Origin of the sequence: Cellulosimicrobium sp. SH8, assembly GCF_025818875.1 — a bacterium.
In the GTDB taxonomy this organism is placed as follows: domain Bacteria; phylum Actinomycetota; class Actinomycetes; order Actinomycetales; family Cellulomonadaceae; genus Cellulosimicrobium; species Cellulosimicrobium cellulans_D.
Map to the genome: position 1 here is coordinate 184,789 of NZ_JAMXMH010000014.1, position 20,876 is coordinate 205,664.

A 20,876-nucleotide genomic window follows, 5' to 3' on the forward strand; every position below is an offset into this window, starting at 1 on the left:
CGCGGAGCCGGTTCAGCCGCAGACGCCGGGCTGCAGCTCCTCGACCGGGGTCTCGGGCGTCGTGCCTGGGTCGGTCGTGCCAGGATCGGTCGTGCCCGCCCCGGGGTCGGTGGCACCGGTGTCGGTCCCGGTCGCCGGGTCGGTCGTGCCGTCCGCGGGCGCCGTCGCGTCGTCGCGCGGGTCGGTGACGGGCTCGTGGCCCGGAGGGGGCGCGTCGTCGATGAGGCGCTGCCAGATCACGTCTGCCTCCGAGGTCCACTCGACGCGGTTGCGGTCGCTCGCCGCCTCCACGACGGGGACCTGGGTGAAGACGACCTCCGACGGCTTGATCGCGCGAAGGCTGAACGCGAGGCCCGCGAGCGCCGTCGGGTCCGCGATCGTGGGGTCCGCGCTGATCGAGCTGAGCACGGCCTCGATGACCCCGTAGAGCTGGGGCGAGTTGGTGATGATGTTCTGGGAGAGCAGCTCACGCACGGCCGAGTCGATGAACGCCTGCTGGCGCGTGATGCGCGTGAGGTCGGACCCCATCTCGAGGCCCATGCCGGTGCCGTGGCGTGCCCGGAGGAAGCTGATCGCCTCGTGCCCGTTGAGCGTGTACTCCCCCGCGGGCAGGTCGAGGGTGCCGTACCGCGGGCTCTCCTTGACGGGCTCAGGGAAGCACATGGTGACGCCGTTGATCGCGTCGACCACGCCGATGACCCCAGTCATCTTGACGACGACGTGGTTGGTGATCGGGACGCCCGTGAGCTCCTGCACCGCGGTGATCGTGCATGCGGCGGCGTACGTCATGTCGTCGACGCCGCCCGAGCCGATCTGGAACGCCTCGTTGAACATCGTGTTGCGCCGCGGGCCCGACATCGACCCGTCGGGGAGGTTGCAGGCAGGCAGGTCGACGAGCGAGTCGCGCGGGATGGAGACGACCTCCATGCGCGTGCGGTCCCCGGACACGTGCACGATGAACGTCGTGTCCGACCGCATGCCGTCCTCCTCGCCGGCGATCGCGGCGTTCTCGGCGTCGCGGTAGTCCGTGCCCATCACGAGGATGTTGAGCGACTTGCCCGCGAACGGGTCCGACGGGTCCTTCGGGGGCTCTGCCGTCGGCCCCCCGACGACGAGGCCCGACACGTCGCTCACGGTGATCTTCGACTTGAGGTCAAGATAGACGGCTCCGGCACCCACCGCGACGAACACGAGGGCCCCCGTGAGGACGAGCCCGACGGCCCGCGCCACGCGGTGCGAGCGCAGCGCGCGCGCGTGGTGCGGGCCGCCGGAGGGCTTGTCCTCGCCGCCCTTCCGGGAGGGCGTCGTCGGTGTCGCGCGGGGCCGCGAGCGCGGGGACGACGAGGCGGGGGCGGTCGTTGGCACGGTCTGAGGGTAGAGGGTGCGGCGTGGATGCGTGCGCCGAACCAGCAGGAGGACGTGTGAAAGGGCGGCGAAGACCCGCCTCGGAGACTCGCAGCGCCCGCCCGGCGACGGGCGGGGGCGTCCGGCGGGCGACGAGTCGTCGACGAGCGCGTGCCGCGCCGTCGGCGTGGCCCGTCAGACCGGCGTGTGCCAGCCGCCGCGACGGAACGCGGGCGTGGCGAGGGCGAGCACGAGCAGCGATGCGACGACCGCACCGAGCATGACGGTGGCCATCGCGACGGCGTCGCCCCCGAGCACGCCGACGAGCGGGCTCACGAGCCCGGCGACGCCGGACTGGAACGCCCCGATGACGGCTGCGGCGGTGCCCGCGATCTCGCCGTGCCGGGTGAGGGCGAGCGCGGAGGCGTTCGCCGGGATCATGCCCTGCATCGACAGGACGAGGAACAGGGCGGCGACGATGCCGACGATCCCGCCCGCGCCGGTCACGGCGACGACCAGCAGCCCGACGGCGAACACGCCCTGCACGACGAGCGCGGTCCGGAGCAGGCGCACGGGCGCGACGCGGCGCACGAGCGCGGCGTTGGCCTGCGCGGACAGGACGAGGCCGATGCCGTTGACGGCGAAGAGGAGCGCGAACTGCCCGTGGCTGAGGCCGTAACCCTCCTGGAGGACGAACGGCGACCCGACGACGTAGCTCATGAGGACGGCCTGCCCGAGGCCGGGCAGGACGGCGAGGGCGACGAAGTGGCGGTCGCGCAGGAGGCTCGCGTAGCCGCGCAGGACGGTGCGCGCACCGGCGGGGCGCCGGCGCTCGACGGGCAGGGACTCCGGCATCCAGAACAGCACGATCGCGCCGAGCGCGATGCCGCCGAGCGCCAGGACCCAGAACACCGCGCGCCACGAGGCGTGGGCCCCGATGAACGACCCGATCGACGGCGCCAGGAGCGGGGCGAGCCCGATGACGAGCATGAGGCGCGACAGGATGCGGGCGGCGTCCGACCCGGTGAAGCGGTCGCGGATCGCGGCGATCGCGACGACGGAGGCGGACGCGTTGAAGAACCCCTGCAGCACCCGCAGCCCGATGAGGATGCCGATGTTGGGCGCGAGCGCGCAGAGGAGCGACGTGACGACGTGCAGCGAGAGCCCGACGAGGACGGGCAGGCGCCGGCCGTAGCGGTCCGACAGCGGGCCGATGACGAGCTGGCCGACCGCGCCGCCGAGCAGCATCCCGGAGAGCGTGAGCTGCGCGAGCGAGTCGGGAGCGCCGAGCTCGGCGCCCACCTCGGGCAGCAGCGGGAGGTACATGTCGACCGTGAGCGCGGGGAGCGTGGCGAGCGCGCCGAGGAGCAGCACCCAGCGGGCGTTCGATCTCGGTCGGGGCACGGCGGGGTCGACCGAGGAAGAGGGCATGGCGTCCATCGTATCGATTCGATCGGGTCGCACCCGCCCGCGCGGGAGTGAGTCTCCTCTCCTGCCGCAGCCCGCCCACGGCACCGCAGACCCTCACGGCACCCGCTCCCCGCGTGTGGGTGGCGTGCGGCAGGCTGGGGGCATGTGCGGACGCTATGCCTCCTTCCGGGACGCGCAAGACCTCGCGGACGAGTTCGCGATCGCGGACATCGCCGACGACGCGCGGCTGCTGCCGCCGTCGTGGAACCTCGCGCCCACCGACCCGGTGCGGATCGTCGTCGAGCGCGCGGCGAAGGACACCGGGGAGGTCCGCCGGTCGCTGCGCCTGGCACGCTGGGGACTCGTGCCGTCGTGGTCCAAGGACCCGAAGGGCGGCGCGCGCATGATCAACGCGCGCGCGGAGTCGATCCTCGACAAGCCGGCGTTCGCCAAGCCGTTCGGCGTCCGCCGCTGCCTCGTCCCCGCGGACGGGTACTACGAGTGGCGCGTCCTGCCCGACGCCGCGTCGCCGGCAGGGTCCGCGGGTGCGCCCGCGCGCAGGGGCAAGGCCCCCAAGCAGCCGTACTGGATCGCGCCGGGCGACGGCGAGAGCGCCGCGTTCGCCGGGCTCTACGAGTTCTGGCGCGACCGGTCCAAGGCCGACGACGACCCCGACCGCTGGCTCGTCTCGACGACGATCATCACGACGGACGCGGCGCCGTACCTCGCCGAGATCCACGACCGCATGCCGCTGGCCCTGCCCTCCGGCGCGTGGGACGCGTGGCTCGACCCGGCGGTCGACGCCCGCGGCGCGGCCGACCTGCTGGGGCTCGGCGGCCCGCACGACGACGTCCCGATGGTCGCGCGCGAGATCTCGACCCTGGTCAACTCCGTGACGAACGACGGTCCCGGCCTGCTCGAGGCCGTCTGACCCGGTCGCACGGCCGGCCGGCCGTCAGCCCCGATAGGCCCACTGGAGTCGCACGGGCTCGATCGTGCCGAGCCCCTGCACCTCGGTCTCGGGCTGCGCCGTGAGCGCGAAGCGCTGGTCGCCCGCGAGCAGTCCCGCGGTCTCCCGGTCGACGAGGACCGTCGTCGGCTCGGCGATGTCCACGAGGCGGGCGGCGAGGTTGACGCTCGGCCCGAACACGTCGCCGAACCGCGAGAGCACCCGGCCCCACACGAGGCTCACGCGCACGGGCGGGACGTCGACGTCCTCCTCCCGCCCGCCGGCCTCTGCGAGGCCGAGCGCGACGCGGGCACCGGTGGCGACGTCGTCGGCGACGTAGAGCACCGCGTCGCCGATCGTCTTGACGACCCGCCCGCCCGCGGCGGTGATGACGTCGCGCGCGCTCGTCTCGAAGAGCTGGACGAACTCGGCGAGCTCGCTCGACCCGAGCCCGCGCGTGCGCTGCGTGAAGGAGACGATGTCCGCGAACCCGACGGCCCGCGGCAGCGGGAGCTCGTGCTCGTCGACCGCCGTGGCCCGCGCGTCGGAGAACTCGACCGCGAACCGTCCGGCGACCGCGGCGAGCTGGCGGCGCCACGCGTGCAGGAGCTGCTCCTCGAGGACCGGCGCGAGCTCCGGCAGCCGGTCGAGGACGAGGAGGCGCGCGCTCGTGTCGTCGAGGTCGAACCGGCGCGTCATGTGCTCGACGAGCGCCTCCACCTGCCAGAGCACGAGCCGCTCGGTGGTGTGCCCGGTGGACCGGATGAGGGTCGTCAGCGCGCGCTCGTCGAGCCGCTCCGTCGCGGCGAACGCGAACACGTCCGCGAGCGCCTGCGCGTCCTTCTCGGTGAACGCGTGCTCCTCGCCCTCGGTGAGGGGCAGGCCCAGCGCCTGCCAGTAGGCGCGCACCCGGTCCTCGCCGACGCCGGCGCGCTCCGCGAGCCGCTCGACGGTGAGGGTGCGAGGGCCGCCCAGCAGCGCCTCGTCGAGCACCGCCTCGGTCGCCTCGGTGTCCGGGGCCGGCTCGCCGCCCTCCCCGCCGTTCGGGGTCAGGGTGGTGGGGACGGGCTCGTTCTGCTCAGGGTCCACGGGCACCCGGCGATCCTATTCCTCGCCCAGGTCGGCGAGGTCGGCGGTCGCGCGCGAGATCGGCGGTCGTGACCGCCGACGGCGTCCCGGCCTGCCGATCTGGGACGCAGGACGTCAGCCGTGCGGGCGCAGGTGGTGGACGTCGCCGCTGTGGTGGACGCTCGTCGTCCCGTCGTCCTCGCGCACCACGAGGCCGCCGTCGGGCGCGAGCCCGGTCGCGAGCCCGACGACGTCGTCGCCCGCGACGCGCTCGACGCGCACGCGCGTGCCGAGCGTGGCGCTGACCTGCGCGCAGTCGGCGTCGAGCCCGGCGGCGTGCGCGTCTCCCTCGGCGTCCTGCCAGCGCACGAGGACCTCGCCGAACGCCTCGTGGAGGGCGACGAGCACGACCTCGCGGTCGGTCGTCGCGGCGCCCGCGAGGGCGAGCGACGTGGCCGTGGGGACGGGCAGCTCGTCGCGCTCCTGCGAGACGTTGAGCCCGACGCCGACGACGACGCCGCCGTCGGGCAGCACCTCCGCGAGGATGCCGGCGACCTTGCGCAGCGGCGCCTGGTCGCCGGCCCCCGGCGACGCGACGTCCAGCGACCCCGGCGCGGCGCCCTGGTCTGGCACGAGGACGTCGTTCGGCCACTTGACGACGGCGTCGACCCCGGCGGTCGCGCGCAGCGCTCGGGCAGTCGCGAGCCCGGCGAGGAGCGGGAGCCAGCTCAGCGCCTCGCGCGGTACCTCGGGGCGCAGGAGGAGCGAGCCGAGGAGCGCGGCGCGGGGTGGCGTCGTCCACGAGCGGCCCAGCCGGCCGCGCCCGCCGGGCTGGTGCTCGGCGACGAGGAGCGCGGGCGCGGGCCACGCCCCCGGGTCGTCAGCGACGGCGCGCGCGAGCTCGGCGTTCGTCGAGGCGGACTCGGCCACGACCTCGAGCCGGGCGAGCGGCCCCGCGGGCGCCACGAGCAGCTCCCGCAAGAACTCCGCCCGCAGCGGGGGCCGCTCGTCGCCGTCGGGCCGGGTCTCGTCGTCGCGCGCGCTCGCCATGCCCGCCATCCTCCCGCACGGGGACGACCCGGCACGAGGGTGGGCGGGCGAGCGGGCGGCCGTGGGCGCGCCCCCGGGTGCCCGCGGCAGGTTTGTCGACACCCACCAAGACCCGCCCCCGGCGTGCTGGCGTCGCCCGCATCGAGTTGGCGCCACCCGCCAACTAGGCTCGGGTCCGTGACGGACTCTGCGACCACCTCGCCCGCGACGCCCGAGGCACCCCCGACATCGCCCGACGCGCCCCACCTCGTGGGCACCGCGGCCAAGCTCGCCGACCTCGACCGTCGCCGCGCCGAGGCGACCGAGCTGCCCGAGGAGGCGGCGCGGACCAAGCAGCACGCGCGCGGCAAGAAGACGGCGCGCGAGCGCGTCGAGGCGCTGCTCGACGAGGGCAGCTTCGTCGAGCTCGACGCGTTCGCGAAGCACCGCTCGCACAACTTCGGGCTCGAGAAGAAGCGCCTGGCGGGCGACGGCGTCGTCGTCGGGCACGGCACGATCGACGGCCGCCAGGTGTGCGTGTACTCCCAGGACTTCACGGTGTTCGGCGGGAGCCTCGGCGAGGTCCACGGCCAGAAGATCACCAAGGTGCAGGACCTCGCGCTGCGCACGGGCGTGCCGCTCATCGGCATCTCCGACGGCGGCGGCGCCCGCATCCAGGAGGGCGTCGCGGCGCTCACGCAGTTCGCGGAGATCTTCCGCCGCAACGTCGCGTCGTCGGGCGTGATCCCGCAGATCTCTCTCATCCTCGGCCCGAGCGCCGGTGGCGCGGTGTACTCCCCCGCCCTGACCGACTTCATCGTCATGGCCGACAAGACGTCGAACATGTTCATCACCGGACCGGACGTGATCCGCGCGGTGACGGGTGAGGACGTGGGCTTCGAGGAGCTCGGCGGCGGCCTGACGCACAACGAGAAGTCCGGCGTCGCGCACTACCTCGGCGCGGACGAGGACGACGCGATCGACTACGTGCGCCACCTCGTGTCCTACCTGCCGCAGAACAACCTCTCGGACGCGCCGTCGTTCCCGCCCGACGACGTCGAGCTCGACGTCACGGAGGAGGACCTCGAGCTCGACGCGCTCGTGCCCGACTCGGACTCGCAGCCGTACGACATGCGCACCGTGATCGAGCACGTGCTCGACGAGGGCGCGTTCCTCGAGGTGCAGCCGCTGTTCGCGAAGAACGTGCTCGTCGGGTTCGGGCACGTCGAGGGTCAGTCGGTCGGCGTCGTCGCGAACCAGCCGCTGGCGATGGCGGGCACGCTCGACATCGACGCCGCGGAGAAGGCCGCCCGGTTCGTGCGCACGTGCGACGCCTTCAACATCCCCGTGCTCACGCTCGTGGACGTCCCCGGCTTCCTCCCGGGCGTCGACCAGGAGCACCAGGGCATCATCCGGCGCGGCGCGAAGCTCATCTACGCCTACGCCGAGGCCACGGTCCCGCTCGTCACCGTCATCACGCGCAAGGCGTACGGCGGGGCGTACATCGTCATGGGGTCCAAGCAGCTCGGCGCCGACGTCAACCTCGCGTGGCCGACGGCGCAGGTCGCCGTCATGGGCGCAGGCGGCGCGGTGAACATCCTCCAGCGGGCGGCGCTCAAGCGCGCGGCCGACGCGGGCGACGACGTCGAGGCGGAGCGCGCCCGGCTCGTCGCCGAGTACGAGGACGCGATCGTCAACCCGTGGGACGCCGCCGAGCGCGGGTACGTGGACGCGGTCATCCGTCCGTCCGAGACACGCCTGCAGGTCGTGCGCGCGCTGCGCGCGCTGCGCACCAAGCGCGCGACCCTGCCGCCCAAGAAGCACGGCAACATCCCGCTGTGATGACCACGAGCGAGCACGAGCACCCGACGAACCTCGCGAGGGAGAACCAGGAATGAGCCACGACGACGCCACGCACGGACCCGTCCCGCTCGGGTCGGTGGACCCGGCGCCGCTGCACGCCGCGGTCGACGCGCTCACGGCGGCGCTGCACGAGTACGTCGAGACGGCCGTCGGGGTACGGGCCGAGTTCGGGGCGTCCGAGGCGGACGAGGACCCGCGCGTCCTCGCGCTCGAGGGCCGCATCGGCGCGCTCAACGCCCGGCTGTTCGACGAGCTGCACGGCACGCTCGGCATCCACGCCGACCTCACGACGTCGGTGTGGGACCCGGGCGCCGACGAGGAGGTCGACGAGGACGCCTCCCCGGCGGACGTGCAGGACGACACCTTCACCCTCGACTACGTCGTCATGACGCACCCCGGCGGGCCGGACCTCGACGACGTCGTCGGGCTCCTGGACCGGTGGGGCCACGAGGCCCGCGAGCGGCTCGTCGAGGCGGGCTACGCCGTCCCCGAGTGGGGCGTGGGGCGCGGGGCGGACGACGACCACGACCACGACGAGGACGACGAGTGAGCTCGCCGCGCCCCGACGCCCCGAGCGTCCGCGTCGTGCGCGGGGCGCCGGACGAGCTGGAGGTCGCCGCGCTCGTCGCCGGTCTCGCCGCGGCCGCCGCCGCGGGCGGGCTGCCGGACGACGTCGCGCCCGTCGACGAGTGGACCAACCGGGCGCGCGGGCTGCGCGGGACCGGGGACGGCGCGACCGCGAAGAGCTTCGGCGGCCGCGCCGGCCGGCACAACGCCGACTCGTGGCGCTGGAGCCTGCGGTCGTGACCGCGCCGAGCGCGGCGCCGCGCGTGCGCCGCCTGCCCGAGCAGGCCGTGCTCGTCGAGCTGTCCGCCTCCGCGGACGAGGTCGAGGCGGGCCCCACGGCGCTCCCGCCGGTGGAGCCGGTCCCGGGCTGGCGGCGGTGGGGCTGGGCCGTGGCGTTCGTGCCGACCGTCGCGCTGCTCGTGTACCAGCGCCTCGCCACCGGGCGCGGCTGGGCCGTGCCGGACGCCGTCGTGGTCGTGGGGACCGTCGGGCTGCTCGTCACCGCGCTGCTCGCGCTCGTGCGCTACCTGGACGATCGCGTCGTGGCGGGCCTCGCGCGCGGGCGGGACGCGCTGCTCGCGGCGCCGGTCCGGGCGACCGGGACGCTCCTGCTCCCGGGCGTCGGCGCCGAGGACTCGGCGACGGGCACGGCGGAGGGCACCGCGGACGTCACGGCGGCGAGCGCCCGGGCGACCCGGCGCGCGGTCCTGCGGGCGACGCTGGTCGTGACCACCGCCTCCGGTGCGAGGACCGCACGCCCGGCGCGCGTCGTCGTGCCCGACGGTACGGTCGGACCCCGCCCGGGTGACCCGGTCGCCGTCTGGCACGCCGCGGACGACACGGACGCCACGGGGGTGGTCCTGGTGCGCTACCACCGCGCCTGGGCGGACGACCTCGGGGCCGCGCTGCGGGCTCGGTCCGACGAGGCTCGCCCCGAGGACCCGGACACGGACCCGGCCGGGGACGACCGGGGCGAGACGCCCGGGAATCCGGCAGACCCGCGACCGGGCGCCGAGTAGTCTCGACCGGGTGAGCGACACCACCACCACCACACCCGCCGGCGCATCCGCCGGGACCCCCGACCGCACACCCACGCCGATCGACGCCGTCGCCGAGGCCTACGTCACGCGGATCGCCGAGCTCGACCCGATCGCCGCGACCGCGATGGGCCTGTCCGGCTACGACCACCTCGTCTCCGACCTCTCGCCCGCCGGGCACGACGCGCGGGCCGACGCCGACCGCGCGGTGCTGCGCGAGCTCGAGGGCCTGGAGCCGGTCGACGACGTCGACCGCGTCACCCTGGCCGCGATGCGCGAGCGCGTCGGCCTCCAGCTCGAGCTGCACGAGGCGGGCGAGCCGCTCGCGAGCCTCAACAACATCGCGTCGCCGGTGCAGGAGCTGCGCGACGTCTTCGACATCATGCCGACCGGCACGGTCGAGGCGTGGGAGAACATCGCCTCGCGCCTCAACTCCCTGCCCACCGCGATCGACGGGTACATGGCGTCGCTCACGGAGGCGGCCTCGCGCGGCAACGTCGCCGCGATCCGCCAGGTGCGGATCGGTGTGCAGCAGTCGCGCGAGCTCGCGGACGCGAAGGGCTCGTTCTTCACGACGTTCGTCGCCGGCCCCGAGGCGAACGCCGTGCTCGACGACTCCTCGGCGTGCTCGCTCGTGCGCAAGGAGCTCGAGCACGGTGCCGCCGCGGCGCGCGAGGCCTACGGCCGCCTCGCGGACTTCCTCGAGACGACGCTCGCCCCGCAGGCCCGCGAGCAGGACGCCGTGGGCCGCGAGCGCTACGGGCTCTTCTCGCGCACGTTCCTCGGGGCGCAGGTCGACCTCGACGAGACGTACGCGTGGGGGCTCGAGGAGCTCGCGCGCGTCGTCGCCGAGCAGGAGGAGATCGCGCGCCGCATCGCCGGTCCGGGCGCGAGCGTCGAGGACGCCGTCGCCGCGCTCGACGCCGACCCGGCCCGCACGCTGCACGGGACCGACGCCCTGAAGTCGTGGATGCAGGAGACGTCGGACGCCGCGATCACCGCGCTGAACGGCGTCCACTTCGACGTCCCGACGCCGGTGCTCGACCTCGAGTGCATGATCGCGCCGACCCAGACGGGCGGGATCTACTACACGCCGCCGAGCGACGACTTCTCCCGTCCTGGCCGCATGTGGTGGTCGGTGCCGTCGGACGTCACGGAGTTCAACACGTGGCGCGAGAAGACGACGGTCTACCACGAGGGCGTCCCGGGCCACCACCTGCAGTGCGGCCAGGCCGTGTACGCGCGCGCGACGCTCAACACGTGGCGCCGGCTCGCGTGCTGGGTCTCGGGCCACGGCGAGGGCTGGGCGCTGTACGCGGAGCGCCTCATGGCGGACCTCGGGTTCCTCGACGACGACGGCGACCGCCTGGGCATGCTCGACGCGCAGCGCATGCGCGCGGCGCGCGTCGTGCTCGACATCGGCGTGCACCTCGGCCTGCCCGCGCCCGAGCAGTGGGGCGGCGGGACCTGGGACGCCGACAAGGCGCTCACGTTCCTGCGCGCCAACGTCAACATGCCCGACTCGTTCGTGCGCTTCGAGCTCGACCGCTACCTCGGGTGGCCGGGCCAGGCGCCGTCGTACAAGGTCGGGCAGCGCCTGTGGGAGGCCACGCGCGACGACGCGCGCGCCGCGGCCACGGCCCGCGGCGAGTCGTTCGACGCCAAGGCGTTCCACGCGCGCGCGCTGAACCTCGGCTCGGTCGGCCTGGACGTGCTGCGCGACGCGCTCTCGTCGTGACCCGGTCGTCGGCACGGCCCGGGTCGGCCTCGCGCCGGCCCGGGCCGACCGGCGTCGGTCCCACCCCGGGGACCTGATCCGTGGGCGCCGTCCTCACCGGCTTCGCCATCATCGCCGTGGTCGTCGCCGCCGGCTACGTCACCGCGCGCCTCGGCATCGGCGGCCCCGACGCCAGGACGGCGCTCAACCGCGTCGGGTTCTTCGTCGCGAGCCCCGCGCTGCTGTTCACCGTGCTCGCGCGGGCCGACGTCGGCGCGCTCGTCCAGGCGCCGCTCGCGGTCGCGGCGGCGGCGGCCGTCGTGACGGCGGGCGTGTTCGTGCTCGTCGACCGGCTGTGGCTCCGGCTCCCCGCGCCCGAGGCGACCATCGGGGCCGTCGGCTCCGGGTACGTGAACGCGAACAACATCGGCCTGCCGGTCGCCGTGTACGTGCTGGGCGACGCGACCGCCGTCGTGCCGGTGATCCTGCTCCAGCTCCTCGTCCTCGCACCGGTCGCGCTGCTCGTCCTCGACGCGACGACGAGCGGGCGACTGTCCTGGCGGTTCGTGCTCGCGCAGCCCGTGCGCAACCCGATCATCCTCGGGTCCTTCGCGGGCGCCGTCGTCTCGTTGACCGGCTGGACCCCGCCCGTCGCGGTCATGGCGCCGCTCGAGATCCTCGGTGGGGCCGCCATCCCCATGATCCTGCTCGCGTTCGGCATGTCGCTGCACGGCACGCGGCCGCTGCGCCGCGGCGAGCCGCGCGCGGCCGTGGGAGTGGCGAGCGTGGCGAAGCTCCTCGTCATGCCCCTCGTGGCGTTCGTCGTCGCCCGGCTCGTCTTCGGGCTCGACGACGCCGCGGTCGCCTCCGCCGTCACGCTCGCCGCGCTGCCCACGGCCCAGAACGTCTACAACTACGCGGCGCGGTTCGGGCGGGGCGAGATCCTCGCGCGCGACACGATCCTCGTCACGACGCTCGGCTCGCCCGTCGTGCTGCTCGTCGCGGCGCTCCTGGTCGCCTAGCGGCATCGTCGAGCGGCCGGCACGGCCGGTCGCGCCGGTGACCGGCGGGTAGTCTGCGCGGGTGCTCCGACTCGTGCTCGCCTCCCGCTCCCCCGCCCGCCTCGCGACGCTCCGCGCGGCCGGCGTCGAACCCCTCGTGCGCGTCTCGGGGGTCGACGAGGACGCGGTCCTGCAGGCGGCCGCCGCGGAGCGCGGCGGTCTCGCCCCCGCGGACGCGGTGCTCGTCCTCGCCCGCGCCAAGGCCGAGGAGATCGTGCGCACGCTCGCCGACGACGGGACCGGCGCGGCGATCGACGACCCCGCGCTCCTCGTCGGGTGCGACTCGATGCTCGAGCTCGACGGCGAGGTGCTCGGCAAGCCCGCCGACGCCGACGACGCCCGCGCGCGCTGGCGGGCGATGCGCGGCCGGGCCGGCGTCCTGCACACCGGGCACTGGCTCGTCGACCTCCGCCCCGCCGACGCCGGCGGGACCGGGACGACGGCGGGCGCGACGAGCTCGACGACCGTGCACTTCGCCGACCTCACCGACGCCGAGATCGACGCGTACGTCGCGACCGGCGAGCCGCTGCACGTCGCGGGCGCGTTCACCGTCGACGGCCTCGGCGGGCCCTACGTCGAGCGCATCGAGGGCGACCACCACGGCGTCGTCGGGATCAGTCTCCCGCTGCTGCGCTCGCTGCTGCGCGACGCCGGGGTCGCGTGGCACGAGCTGCGGTCCTGACCCGGCACGGCCGCCGCCCGCCGTCGCCGCTCCTTGTGGGTGCCGGACAACCCCACGCGCCGGGCGACGCCCAGGGGTGCGCCGCTATGGAGGTTTCCTCCAACCGCCCTCCGCTCGCCTTGGTTTGTTCTCCAATCTTGTCCGGCACCCGGCCCGGGAGCGTGAACGGCGCCCCGCGCACGCGTTACCGTGAGCCGTGCCCGCGAACCCCACCCGCCCCCTGAGCAAGGTCCTCGTCGCCAACCGTGGCGAGATCGCCGTCCGGATCGTCCGTGCCTGCGCCGACGCCGGCATCGCGTCCGTCGCGGTCTACGCCGACCCCGACCGGCAGGCCCTGCACGTGCACCTCGCCGACGAGGCGTTCGCGCTCGGTGGCGCGCGGGCGGCCGAGACCTACCTCGACATCGCGAAGCTGCTCGACGTCGCGCGCCGCTCCGGTGCCGACGCCGTGCACCCCGGGTACGGCTTCCTCGCGGAGAACGCCGAGTTCGCCCAGGCCGTGCTCGACGCCGGCCTCGTCTGGATCGGCCCCCCGCCGGCGGCGATCGACGCGCTCGGCGACAAGGTGAGCGCACGCCACATCGCGCACCGCGCGGGTGCCCCCCTCGTGCCCGGCACCCCCGACCCCGTCGCCGACGCGAGCGAGGTGCACGCCTTCGCCGCCGAGCACGGCCTGCCGATCGCGATCAAGGCGGCCTTCGGCGGCGGCGGTCGCGGCCTCAAGGTCGCGCGCACCGCTGACGAGATCGACGAGCTCTACGAGTCCGCGGTCCGCGAGGCCACCGCCGCGTTCGGTCGCGGCGAGTGCTTCGTCGAGCGCTACCTCGACACGCCCCGCCACGTCGAGACCCAGTGCCTCGCGGACGAGCACGGCACTGTCGTCGTCGTGTCCACGCGCGACTGCTCCCTGCAGCGCCGCCACCAGAAGCTCGTCGAGGAGGCGCCGGCGCCGTACCTCAGCGCCGCCCAGGAGGCCGAGCTGTACAAGGCGTCCGAGGCGATCCTGCGCGAGGCCGGGTACGTCGGCGCGGGCACGTGCGAGTTCCTCGTCGGCGCCGACGGGACCATCTCCTTCCTCGAGGTCAACACGCGCCTCCAGGTCGAGCACCCCGTGTCCGAGGAGGTCACCGGCATCGACCTCGTCCGCGAGCAGCTCCGCATCGCCGCGGGCGAGCCGCTCGGCTACACGTCGACGCAGGTGCGTGGCCACTCGATCGAGTTCCGCATCAACGGCGAGGACCCCGCCGCGAACTTCCTCCCCGCCCCCGGCCGCATCACGCGCCTGCGCTTCCCGTCCGGGCCCGGCGTGCGCGTCGACTCCGGCGTCGTCGAGGGCGACACGATCTCCGGCGCGTTCGACTCGATGATCGCCAAGGTCATCGTCACGGGCGCCACGCGCGAGCAGGCCGTCCAGCGGGCCCGCCGCGCGCTGCGCGAGCTCGAGGTCGAGGGCATCCCGACCGTCGTGCCGTTCCACCGCGCCGTGCTCGACGCCGAGGCGTTCGTCCCCACGGACGACGAGCCGTTCCGCGTGCACACCCGCTGGATCGAGACCGAGTTCGCCGACCAGCTCGCCGCGCTCGCGCCCGCCCCGGCCGCCCCCGCCGACGAGGACGACGAGCCCCTCGCGACCGAGCGCGTCGTCGTCGAGGTGGGCGGCAAGCGCCTGGAGGTCGTCCTCCCCGCCGGCCTCGGCATGGCCGCGGGCCGCGCCCGCACCGCCAACGCCGCCCGTCGGCCCGCGCGGCGCAGCGCCGCGAAGGCCAACGGCGGCGCCTCCGGCACGACGCTCGCCTCCCCCATGCAGGGCACGATCGTCAAGGTCGCCGTCGCCGACGGCACCCAGGTCGCCGAGGGCGACCTCGTCGTCGTGCTCGAGGCCATGAAGATGGAGCAGCCGCTCCTCGCCCACCGCGCCGGCACGGTCCGCTCGCTCTCCGCCACCGCGGGCGCGAGCGTCAGCTCCGGCACCGCCATCTGCGAGATCGTCGACTGACCCACCGCGTCACCGTCGAACTCGGTGCACGACCCGCGTGGTCGAGGCGCCGGGCTGGGCCGGGTTCACGACCCGCGTGGTCGGGTTGGGTGGCCGGGGTGGATGGCGCGTTCGGGCTGCCGCGCCGTCACCTTGGCCTGTCGGGTGGCACTTCTAGGAGCGCGGCTCTGACGCCCTTCACACTCCACCCACCCCGGCCCGGCTTCGGCCCACGTCGTGCAGCCCCACTCCCAGAACTCCCGCCAGACAGACCAGGGTGACGGTGCGCCAGTCCGAGCACACGGTCCGACCCCGCCGCGGACCCGACCCTGCGGGCCGTAGACCCGACCCCGACCGCGACGAGGCGAGTGCTAGCCGTGCTGGGCCGCGGCGCGGATCGCGCGGCGGCCCGACGGGAGGGCGACGGCGACGGTGATGACGAGGAACATGAGGATCCCGGAGACGACGAGGAGCGACTCCACGGAGAAGCGGTCGGCGAGCGGGCCGAACACGACCATGCCGAGCGGCATCGAGACGGCCATGACGATGCCGACGAACCCGAAGACGCGGCCCTGGCGCTCGGGCTCGACGGTCTCCTGGAGGACGGTCATGGACGTCGTCGAGAACGGCGGGACGGACAGGCCGAGCAGGAACATGAAGACGAAGAAGACCCACATGTTCGTGGAGAGACCCATGGCGACGGACAGCACGCCGAAGACGAACGTCGAGCCGACGATCATGGCGATGCGGTTCTTGAGCCCTCCCCAGGTCGCGAGGAGCACGCCGCCGAGCAGCATGCCGACGGAGAACGCGACCTCGTTCACGGTGAGCTTCCAGACCTCCTCGCCGAAGGTCCGCGCGACCATGAGCGGGGTGAGGTACGACGGCGCGACGATGAGCAGGAAGACGACGGCGTAGAGGCCGAGGACCCAGCGCACGAACGGGTGGGTACCGAGGTAGCGGAAGCCCTCGACCAGGTCGTCGAAGTACCCGGCGCGCTCCCCTGCGGCGGCGTGCGCGAGCGTCGGGACGGGGACGAGCAGGAGGAGGCCGATCCCGATCACGGCGGTGACGACGTCGACGAAGAAGACGGAGACGATGGACGTGCTGGCGTAGACCGCCGCGGCGACGGCTGGGGCGAGCAGCATCATCGCCGACTGGATCGACTGGTTGATCCCGTTGACGCGCAGCAGCTTGCTCGTCGGGACGATCTGCGGGAGCAGCGCCGCGACGGCGGGGGTCTGGATGCCGGCGCCCGTGGAGCGGATCGCGAGCGCGGCGTAGATGAGCCAGAGATCGTCCGCACCGCCGAGCATGAGCAGCGCGAGGGCGAGCGTCGTCACGGCGATCGTGCCGTCCGCGGCGATGACGAGCGCCTTGCGGTTCACGCGGTCGGCCCACACGCCGCCGAAGATCGAGACGACGGCCTGCGGCAGGAACCCGAAGAGCGTGCTCAGCGCGAGCACCGCCCCGGACTTCGTCTCGATCGTCAGGTGCCACATGACGGCGTACTGCACGAGCATCGACCCGAACAGGGAGACCGTCTGCCCGGAGAGGAAGACCGCGGTGTCCCGACGCCAGCGCGGCAGGGCGAGCGTGTCGTCGACGGGAGTGTCGTTCTCCGCGCCGTCGGAGAGGTCGGCGGTGGGGGCGTCGGTGTTCTCGTACGGCGTATGGCTCACCCGGACATCCTGACGGCCGCCACCCACACGGTCCACGGAATTCGCCGACGGCGGACGGTCAGCCGTCCGTCGCGACCTCGCCGACGTGGGCGATGTGCCCGAGCTGGCGCCACACGAGCGCGAGCGTGATGCCCGCGCCGACGAACGCGAACCAGAACGGCGCGGTGATCCCCCACGCCTGGGCGAGGACGCCGCCCAGCGCCTGCCCGACGACGCTGCCGCCGAACACGCAGACCATGTAGACCGAGCCGACGCGGCCCTGGAACTCCGTCGGGACGGCGCGCTGGCGGATCGTGTTGGACACGGTGCCCCACACGAACGCGTACGCGCCGAAGACGACCATGATCGCGAGCGCGACCCAGCCCGTCGTGGTGAGCGCGAGCGCGAGGTGCATGAGGACCTCGAGCGAGAGGCACACGCGCATGAGGGTCGACAGGCGCACGTGCCGCTCGAGCCACCCGAACGACGCGATGCCGATCACGCCGCCGACGGCCGACGCGGTCGTGAGCAGCCCGAAGCCGACCTCGCCCATGTCGAGGTGGTCGAGCGCGTACTTCACGAGCACGCCCCACGGCGCGGCCCACGTCACGTTGAAGGCGAGGATGACGAGCGCGAGCGTCCGCACCGGGGCGTTCCCGAGGATCCAGCGCACGCCCTCGGCGATGTCCTGGCGCACGTGAGTCTGCGTCTCGCGCACACCGCCCGGCGTGGTCGCGATCCGTCCCACCAGCACGACGGCGAGCGCGACGCACACGACCTGGGCGACGAACGGCCAGACCATCCCGAGCGCGAAGAGGAACGCACCCACCGGCGGCCCGAGCAGCTGGTTGGCGGTGAGGAACCCGGCCTGGAGCCGCGCGTTGCCCGTGCCGAGGTCGCGCGGCTCGACGAGCATCGGGAGCAGGGTCTGGGACGCGGAGTCCGCGAACACCTCGGCGACGCCGTACAGGAACATCACGGCGAGCACGACGCCGATGCTCACGTGCCCGGTCGCGATGAGTGCGCAGAGAGCCACGACGACGACCGCCCGCAGCGCGTTCGCGACCATGACGACGACGCGCCGGTCGAGGCGGTCGGCCAGCGCCCCGGCCCACAGCCCGAACAGCAGCCAGGGCAGCCGCTGCAGCAGGGCGGCGAGCGCGACGAGGAAGGCGGAGTCGGTCTGGGACGCCACGAGCAGGGGGCCCGCCGCCAGGGCGATGCCGTCGCCGACGTTGCTGGTCCACGACGACGACAGCAGCCAGCGGAAGCTGGTGCCCATGCGTCGCGGCGCGACGACCTCCCCGATCTTGCTCACAAGCGGAGAAGCGTACGCCGCCACGCCGTCTGCCCGAGCAACCTTTTCCGGACGCCTGCGTGCGGTGCGGTGCCGGGCGTGGCCACGGCCTGGCAGCATGGCCCCGTGACCATCCCGACCGCGCCCCGCGACCCCGGCGAGCCGGCCCCACGGCTCCCCCGCCACCTCCAGCCGGGCGACGGCTGGGTGGAGTGCGAGTGCGGCCGTCGGCACTGGGGTCTGTTCGGGGCTGCCGGGCTCCTGCTCGGGCGTCGCGACGGCGCGGGTCGGCTGACCGACGTCGTGCTCCAGCACCGCGCACCATGGTCCGACCAGGGCGGCACGTGGGGGGTGCCGGGCGGCGCCGTCGGGCCGGACGAGACGCCCACCCAGGGCGCGCTGCGCGAGGCGCAGGAAGAGGCGGGGATCGAGCCGTCGCACGTGCGCGTCGTGGGCGAGCGCGTGCTCGACCACGGTCCGTGGCGCTACACGACGGTCCTCGCGGAGGTCGCGGACGGCACGGCGGTCGACCCGCGCGCGACTGACGCCGAGAGCGTCGAGGTGCGCTGGGTCCCGGTGGACGACGTCGCGACGCTCGACCTGCTGCCCGCTTTCGCGGACGCCTGGCCGGGCCTGCGCGCGACGCTCGACCGGGACACCCCCGAGGCCTGACGGCCCACGCCCGCAGGACCTTCGTCACCGATCGGCGTCGGACGCGCCCCGGGACCGGTCGGGCGGCGCCGGGCCGGGGCACGATGGCGTCGTGCCCGAGGACACGTCGACCACGTACCGCGCGCTCGCGTCGTCGAGCAGGCTGACGCTGCTCCACGCCCTCCAGGAGCGCGGCCCGATGACGGTCGCCGACCTGTCCCGCGAGGCGTCGCTGTGCCCGAGCGCGACGCGCGAGCACCTCCAGCGCCTCGCGGACGCGGGGTTCGTGCGCAGCGCCCCCGAGGTCCGCACGACGCGCGGACGCCCGCGCATCCTCTACGAGGCCATCGCGGGCGAGGACCCGCCGCGGGACGACGGTGCGGCGCGGCGCCTCGGCGAGTCGCTCGTCCGGGCCGCGCTGACCCGTGCGGTGCTCGGGCACGACGACGCCGCCCAGGATGCTGCGCACGACCCTGCGCCCGGGGCCGAGGATCTCACCGGGACCGCGCGCGCGGCCGGGCGACGGCTGGTGGACGTGCTCCGCTCCTCGGGGCGGGACGCGCCCGAGCCCACGCCGGAGAACCAGCTCGCCGCGCTCGACGACCACCTGCACCAGCTCGGGCTCGACCCCGAGCTCGAGGAGGACCGGCTGCGGTTCCACCTCTACCGGTGCCCGTTCCTCGCGCTCGCCGCCGAGCGCGAGGACGTGGTCTGCGCCGTCCACCTCGGCCTCGTCCAGGGCGTCCTCGCGGGGGTCGGCGGGCCCGTCCGCGCGGAGGCGCTGCTGCCCTTCGTCGAGCCGCACCACTGCGTGCTGCAGCTCGCGCGCGCGAGCTGATTTTTCACGGTCCGCGGCCCGCCGCGGCTCCCGGCCGTCGGGTCATGCTGACGGCGCACCGGGTACGGACCCGGCGTCACGACGACGGTGGTCGTGACCTGCGACGACGGGAGGACGACATGACCGCCCCTGCCACCACCAGGACCCCCTCGCTGCTGCGGGCGGTGCGCACGCCGTCGAGCGTGGACCTGTCGACGTGGGACCCCGAGGACGAGTCCCGCTGGGACCGCCGGTTCGCGTGGCGCACGCTGTGGATCACGACCTACAACCTCACGCTCGCGTTCTGCGCGTGGTACCTCGTGAGCGCGGTCGCGCCCCGGCTCAACGACGTCGGCTTCGACCTCACGACGGCGCAGCTCTACTGGCTCACGGCCGTCCCGGGCCTGGCCGGCGGACTGTTCCGCATGGTCTACATGTTCCTGCCGCCCGTCGTCGGCACCCGCACGCTCGTGGGCGGCACGGCGACGCTCGTCCTCCTGCCGATGCTCGGCTGGGCGTTCGCGGTCCGCGACGCGAGCACGCCGTACTCGATGCTGCTGCTGCTCGCGGTCGCGGCGGGGATCGGCGGCGGCGCGTTCTCCGGCTTCATGCCCTCCACGAGCTACTTCTTCCCCAAGCGCATGGCGGGGACGGCGCTGGGGCTGCAGGCCGGGATCGGCAACTTCGGCGTGAGCCTCATCCAGTTCCTCACGCCGTGGGTCGTCGGCTTCGGCCTCCTGGGCACGGCGGTCCTCACACCGCAGCAGACGGCGTCGGGCAGCCACCTGTGGCTGCACAACGCGGGCCTCGTGCTCGTGCCGTGGACCGTGCTCGGCGCGGTGCTCGCGGGCCTCTACCTGCGCCGCGTCCCGGTGAGCGCGAACTTCCGCGAGCAGCTCGACATCTTCGGGAACAAGCACACGTGGATCATGACGGCGATCTACCTCATGACCTTCGGAGCGTTCAGCGGGTTCGCGGCGCAGCTCGGGCTGCTCATCGTCGCGCAGTACGGCGGGTTCGAGAACGCGCCCGACCCGCTGCGCTACGCGTTCCTCGGCCCGCTGCTCGGCTCGGCCGCCCGCGCCGGGTTCGGGCCGCTGTGCGACCGGTTCGGCGGCGCGATCTGGACCCTCGTGGCCGGGATCGGCATGACGGTCTCGACCGTGTTCTCGCTGTTCTTCCTCGACCCGCACGACGTCGGGCAGTTCGGCTGGTTCCTCGCGGGGATGCTCGCGGTGTTCACGTTCGCCGGGATCGGCAACGCGGGGACCTTCAAGCAGATGCCGATGATCTTCCCGCGCCGCCAGGCGGGCGGGGTGATCGGCTGGACCGCCTCGATCGCCGCGTTCGGCCCGTTCCTCGTGGGCATCGGCCTGTCGCTCGTCCCCGCGCGGTCGTTCTTCGTCGGCTGCGCCGTGTTCTTCGCGCTCTGCACGTGGCTCACGTGGCACTACTACGCCCGGCCGGGCGCCCCGAACCCCTCCTGACCCCGACCGGGGACGTCCGGCGACGTGTCCGCCGTCCCCGCTCCAGAGAACCCGAGGAGCTGTCGTGCCCCCACTCGACGAGCGCACCCCCCGTGACCCCGCCGACGCCCTGCTGCGCCTGGGCAGCCGCCTGCGGCGGGGGAAGGTGTCCGACGACCTGCGCCAGGTGTTCCTGACCGGCGGACGCCAGGGCGACGTGTTCTACCGCGACCGCTGGTCCCACGACAAGGTCGTGCGCTCCACCCACGGCGTGAACTGCAC

The 20,876-nt window shown here is 74.3% G+C and carries 19 protein-coding genes; 13 read left to right on the forward strand and 6 right to left on the reverse strand.

What is annotated here, in order from left to right:
- Window positions 1-12 precede the first annotated feature (12 nt).
- On the reverse strand, window positions 13-1,365 hold the full coding sequence (locus NF338_RS19445; protein WP_264032264.1) for an LCP family protein: 1,353 nt from the start codon (window positions 1,363-1,365) through the stop codon (window positions 13-15).
- A gap of 174 nt (window positions 1,366-1,539) precedes the next feature.
- The gene (locus NF338_RS19450) at window positions 1,540-2,775 is read right to left on the reverse strand and encodes a multidrug effflux MFS transporter (protein ID WP_087472869.1); all 1,236 of its coding nucleotides are present in this window, start codon (window positions 2,773-2,775) and stop codon (window positions 1,540-1,542) included.
- Window positions 2,776-2,917: 142 nt separating this feature from the next.
- On the opposite strand from NF338_RS19450, the gene NF338_RS19455 reads away from it, so the two are divergent.
- On the forward strand, window positions 2,918-3,685 hold the full coding sequence (locus NF338_RS19455; protein ID WP_264032265.1) for an SOS response-associated peptidase: 768 nt from the start codon (window positions 2,918-2,920) through the stop codon (window positions 3,683-3,685).
- A 24-nt stretch (window positions 3,686-3,709) separates the two neighbouring features.
- Here the strand turns inward: NF338_RS19455 and NF338_RS19460 are convergent, their stop codons facing one another.
- The gene (locus NF338_RS19460) at window positions 3,710-4,798 is read right to left on the reverse strand and encodes an adenylate/guanylate cyclase domain-containing protein (protein ID WP_374059014.1); all 1,089 of its coding nucleotides are present in this window, start codon (window positions 4,796-4,798) and stop codon (window positions 3,710-3,712) included.
- A gap of 108 nt (window positions 4,799-4,906) precedes the next feature.
- Entirely contained in the window at window positions 4,907-5,821 is a 915-nt protein-coding gene (locus NF338_RS19465) for a biotin--[acetyl-CoA-carboxylase] ligase (protein ID WP_264032266.1), read from the reverse strand.
- Between the two features lie 177 nt (window positions 5,822-5,998).
- Here NF338_RS19465 and NF338_RS19470 point away from each other — a divergent pair, with 177 nt between their 5' ends.
- The 8 genes from NF338_RS19470 to NF338_RS19505 all read left to right on the forward strand — a co-directional run bounded on the left by NF338_RS19470 (window position 5,999) and on the right by NF338_RS19505 (window position 14,723).
- Entirely contained in the window at window positions 5,999-7,642 is a 1,644-nt protein-coding gene (locus tag NF338_RS19470) for an acyl-CoA carboxylase subunit beta (RefSeq protein WP_412847295.1), read from the forward strand.
- A 52-nt stretch (window positions 7,643-7,694) separates the two neighbouring features.
- Window positions 7,695-8,213, forward strand: a complete 519-nt coding sequence (locus NF338_RS19475) for a hypothetical protein (RefSeq protein ID WP_087471592.1) — start codon at window positions 7,695-7,697, stop codon at window positions 8,211-8,213.
- A complete protein-coding gene (locus NF338_RS19480; RefSeq protein WP_087471591.1) occupies window positions 8,210-8,470 on the forward strand; it encodes an acyl-CoA carboxylase epsilon subunit in 261 nt (86 codons plus the stop codon). Before NF338_RS19475 ends, NF338_RS19480 begins: the two co-directional genes overlap by 4 nt.
- On the forward strand, window positions 8,467-9,249 hold the full coding sequence (locus tag NF338_RS19485) for a hypothetical protein (protein ID WP_264032267.1): 783 nt from the start codon (window positions 8,467-8,469) through the stop codon (window positions 9,247-9,249). The genes NF338_RS19480 and NF338_RS19485 overlap by 4 nt, the downstream gene beginning before the upstream one ends.
- A gap of 10 nt (window positions 9,250-9,259) precedes the next feature.
- Window positions 9,260-11,005 (forward strand): DUF885 domain-containing protein, encoded by a 1,746-nt coding sequence (locus tag NF338_RS19490; protein ID WP_412847297.1) that lies wholly within the window; start codon window positions 9,260-9,262, stop codon window positions 11,003-11,005.
- An 80-nt stretch (window positions 11,006-11,085) separates the two neighbouring features.
- On the forward strand, window positions 11,086-12,006 hold the full coding sequence (locus NF338_RS19495; protein ID WP_264032269.1) for an AEC family transporter: 921 nt from the start codon (window positions 11,086-11,088) through the stop codon (window positions 12,004-12,006).
- Window positions 12,007-12,067: 61 nt separating this feature from the next.
- A complete protein-coding gene (locus NF338_RS19500; protein WP_264032270.1) occupies window positions 12,068-12,727 on the forward strand; it encodes a Maf family protein in 660 nt (219 codons plus the stop codon).
- 220 nt (window positions 12,728-12,947) lie between these two features.
- Window positions 12,948-14,723, forward strand: coding sequence for an acetyl/propionyl/methylcrotonyl-CoA carboxylase subunit alpha (locus NF338_RS19505; protein WP_412847309.1), 1,776 nt, complete (start codon window positions 12,948-12,950; stop codon window positions 14,721-14,723).
- Window positions 14,724-15,073: 350 nt separating this feature from the next.
- Here NF338_RS19505 and NF338_RS19510 read toward each other — a convergent pair whose 3' ends face one another.
- Window positions 15,074-16,384 (reverse strand): MFS transporter, encoded by a 1,311-nt coding sequence (locus NF338_RS19510; protein ID WP_412847300.1) that lies wholly within the window; start codon window positions 16,382-16,384, stop codon window positions 15,074-15,076.
- Window positions 16,385-16,442: 58 nt separating this feature from the next.
- Window positions 16,443-17,645: an MFS transporter gene (locus tag NF338_RS19515; RefSeq protein WP_412847311.1), complete on the reverse strand. Its 1,203-nt coding sequence runs from the start codon at window positions 17,643-17,645 to the stop codon at window positions 16,443-16,445.
- 147 nt (window positions 17,646-17,792) lie between these two features.
- Between NF338_RS19515 and NF338_RS19520 the strand changes: the two genes are divergently transcribed.
- The 4 genes from NF338_RS19520 to NF338_RS19535 all read left to right on the forward strand — a co-directional run.
- Window positions 17,793-18,332, forward strand: a complete 540-nt coding sequence (locus NF338_RS19520; protein ID WP_264032284.1) for an NUDIX hydrolase — start codon at window positions 17,793-17,795, stop codon at window positions 18,330-18,332.
- Window positions 18,333-18,423: 91 nt separating this feature from the next.
- Window positions 18,424-19,149, forward strand: coding sequence for a helix-turn-helix transcriptional regulator (locus NF338_RS19525; RefSeq protein ID WP_264032273.1), 726 nt, complete (start codon window positions 18,424-18,426; stop codon window positions 19,147-19,149).
- Between the two features lie 119 nt (window positions 19,150-19,268).
- A complete protein-coding gene (locus NF338_RS19530; RefSeq protein ID WP_264032274.1) occupies window positions 19,269-20,615 on the forward strand; it encodes an MFS transporter in 1,347 nt (448 codons plus the stop codon).
- 64 nt (window positions 20,616-20,679) lie between these two features.
- Window positions 20,680-20,876: hypothetical protein (locus NF338_RS19535; protein ID WP_264032275.1), on the forward strand; the 197-nt coding region annotated here is incomplete at its 3' end.

What these genes read in the sequence shown, in the direction of transcription:
- NF338_RS19455 (WP_264032265.1), top strand. Translation starts at nt 2,918, where the DNA reads ATGTGCGGACGCTATGCCTCCTTCCGGGACGCGCAAGACCTCGCGGAC.
- NF338_RS19450 (WP_087472869.1), bottom strand. Translation starts at nt 2,775, where the DNA reads ATGCCCTCTTCCTCGGTCGACCCCGCCGTGCCCCGACCGAGATCGAAC.
- NF338_RS19515 (WP_412847311.1), bottom strand. Translation starts at nt 17,645, where the DNA reads ATGGGCACCAGCTTCCGCTGGCTGCTGTCGTCGTCGTGGACCAGCAAC.
- NF338_RS19465 (WP_264032266.1), bottom strand. Translation starts at nt 5,821, where the DNA reads ATGGCGAGCGCGCGCGACGACGAGACCCGGCCCGACGGCGACGAGCGG.
- NF338_RS19530 (WP_264032274.1), top strand. Translation starts at nt 19,269, where the DNA reads ATGACCGCCCCTGCCACCACCAGGACCCCCTCGCTGCTGCGGGCGGTG.
- NF338_RS19475 (WP_087471592.1), top strand. Translation starts at nt 7,695, where the DNA reads ATGAGCCACGACGACGCCACGCACGGACCCGTCCCGCTCGGGTCGGTG.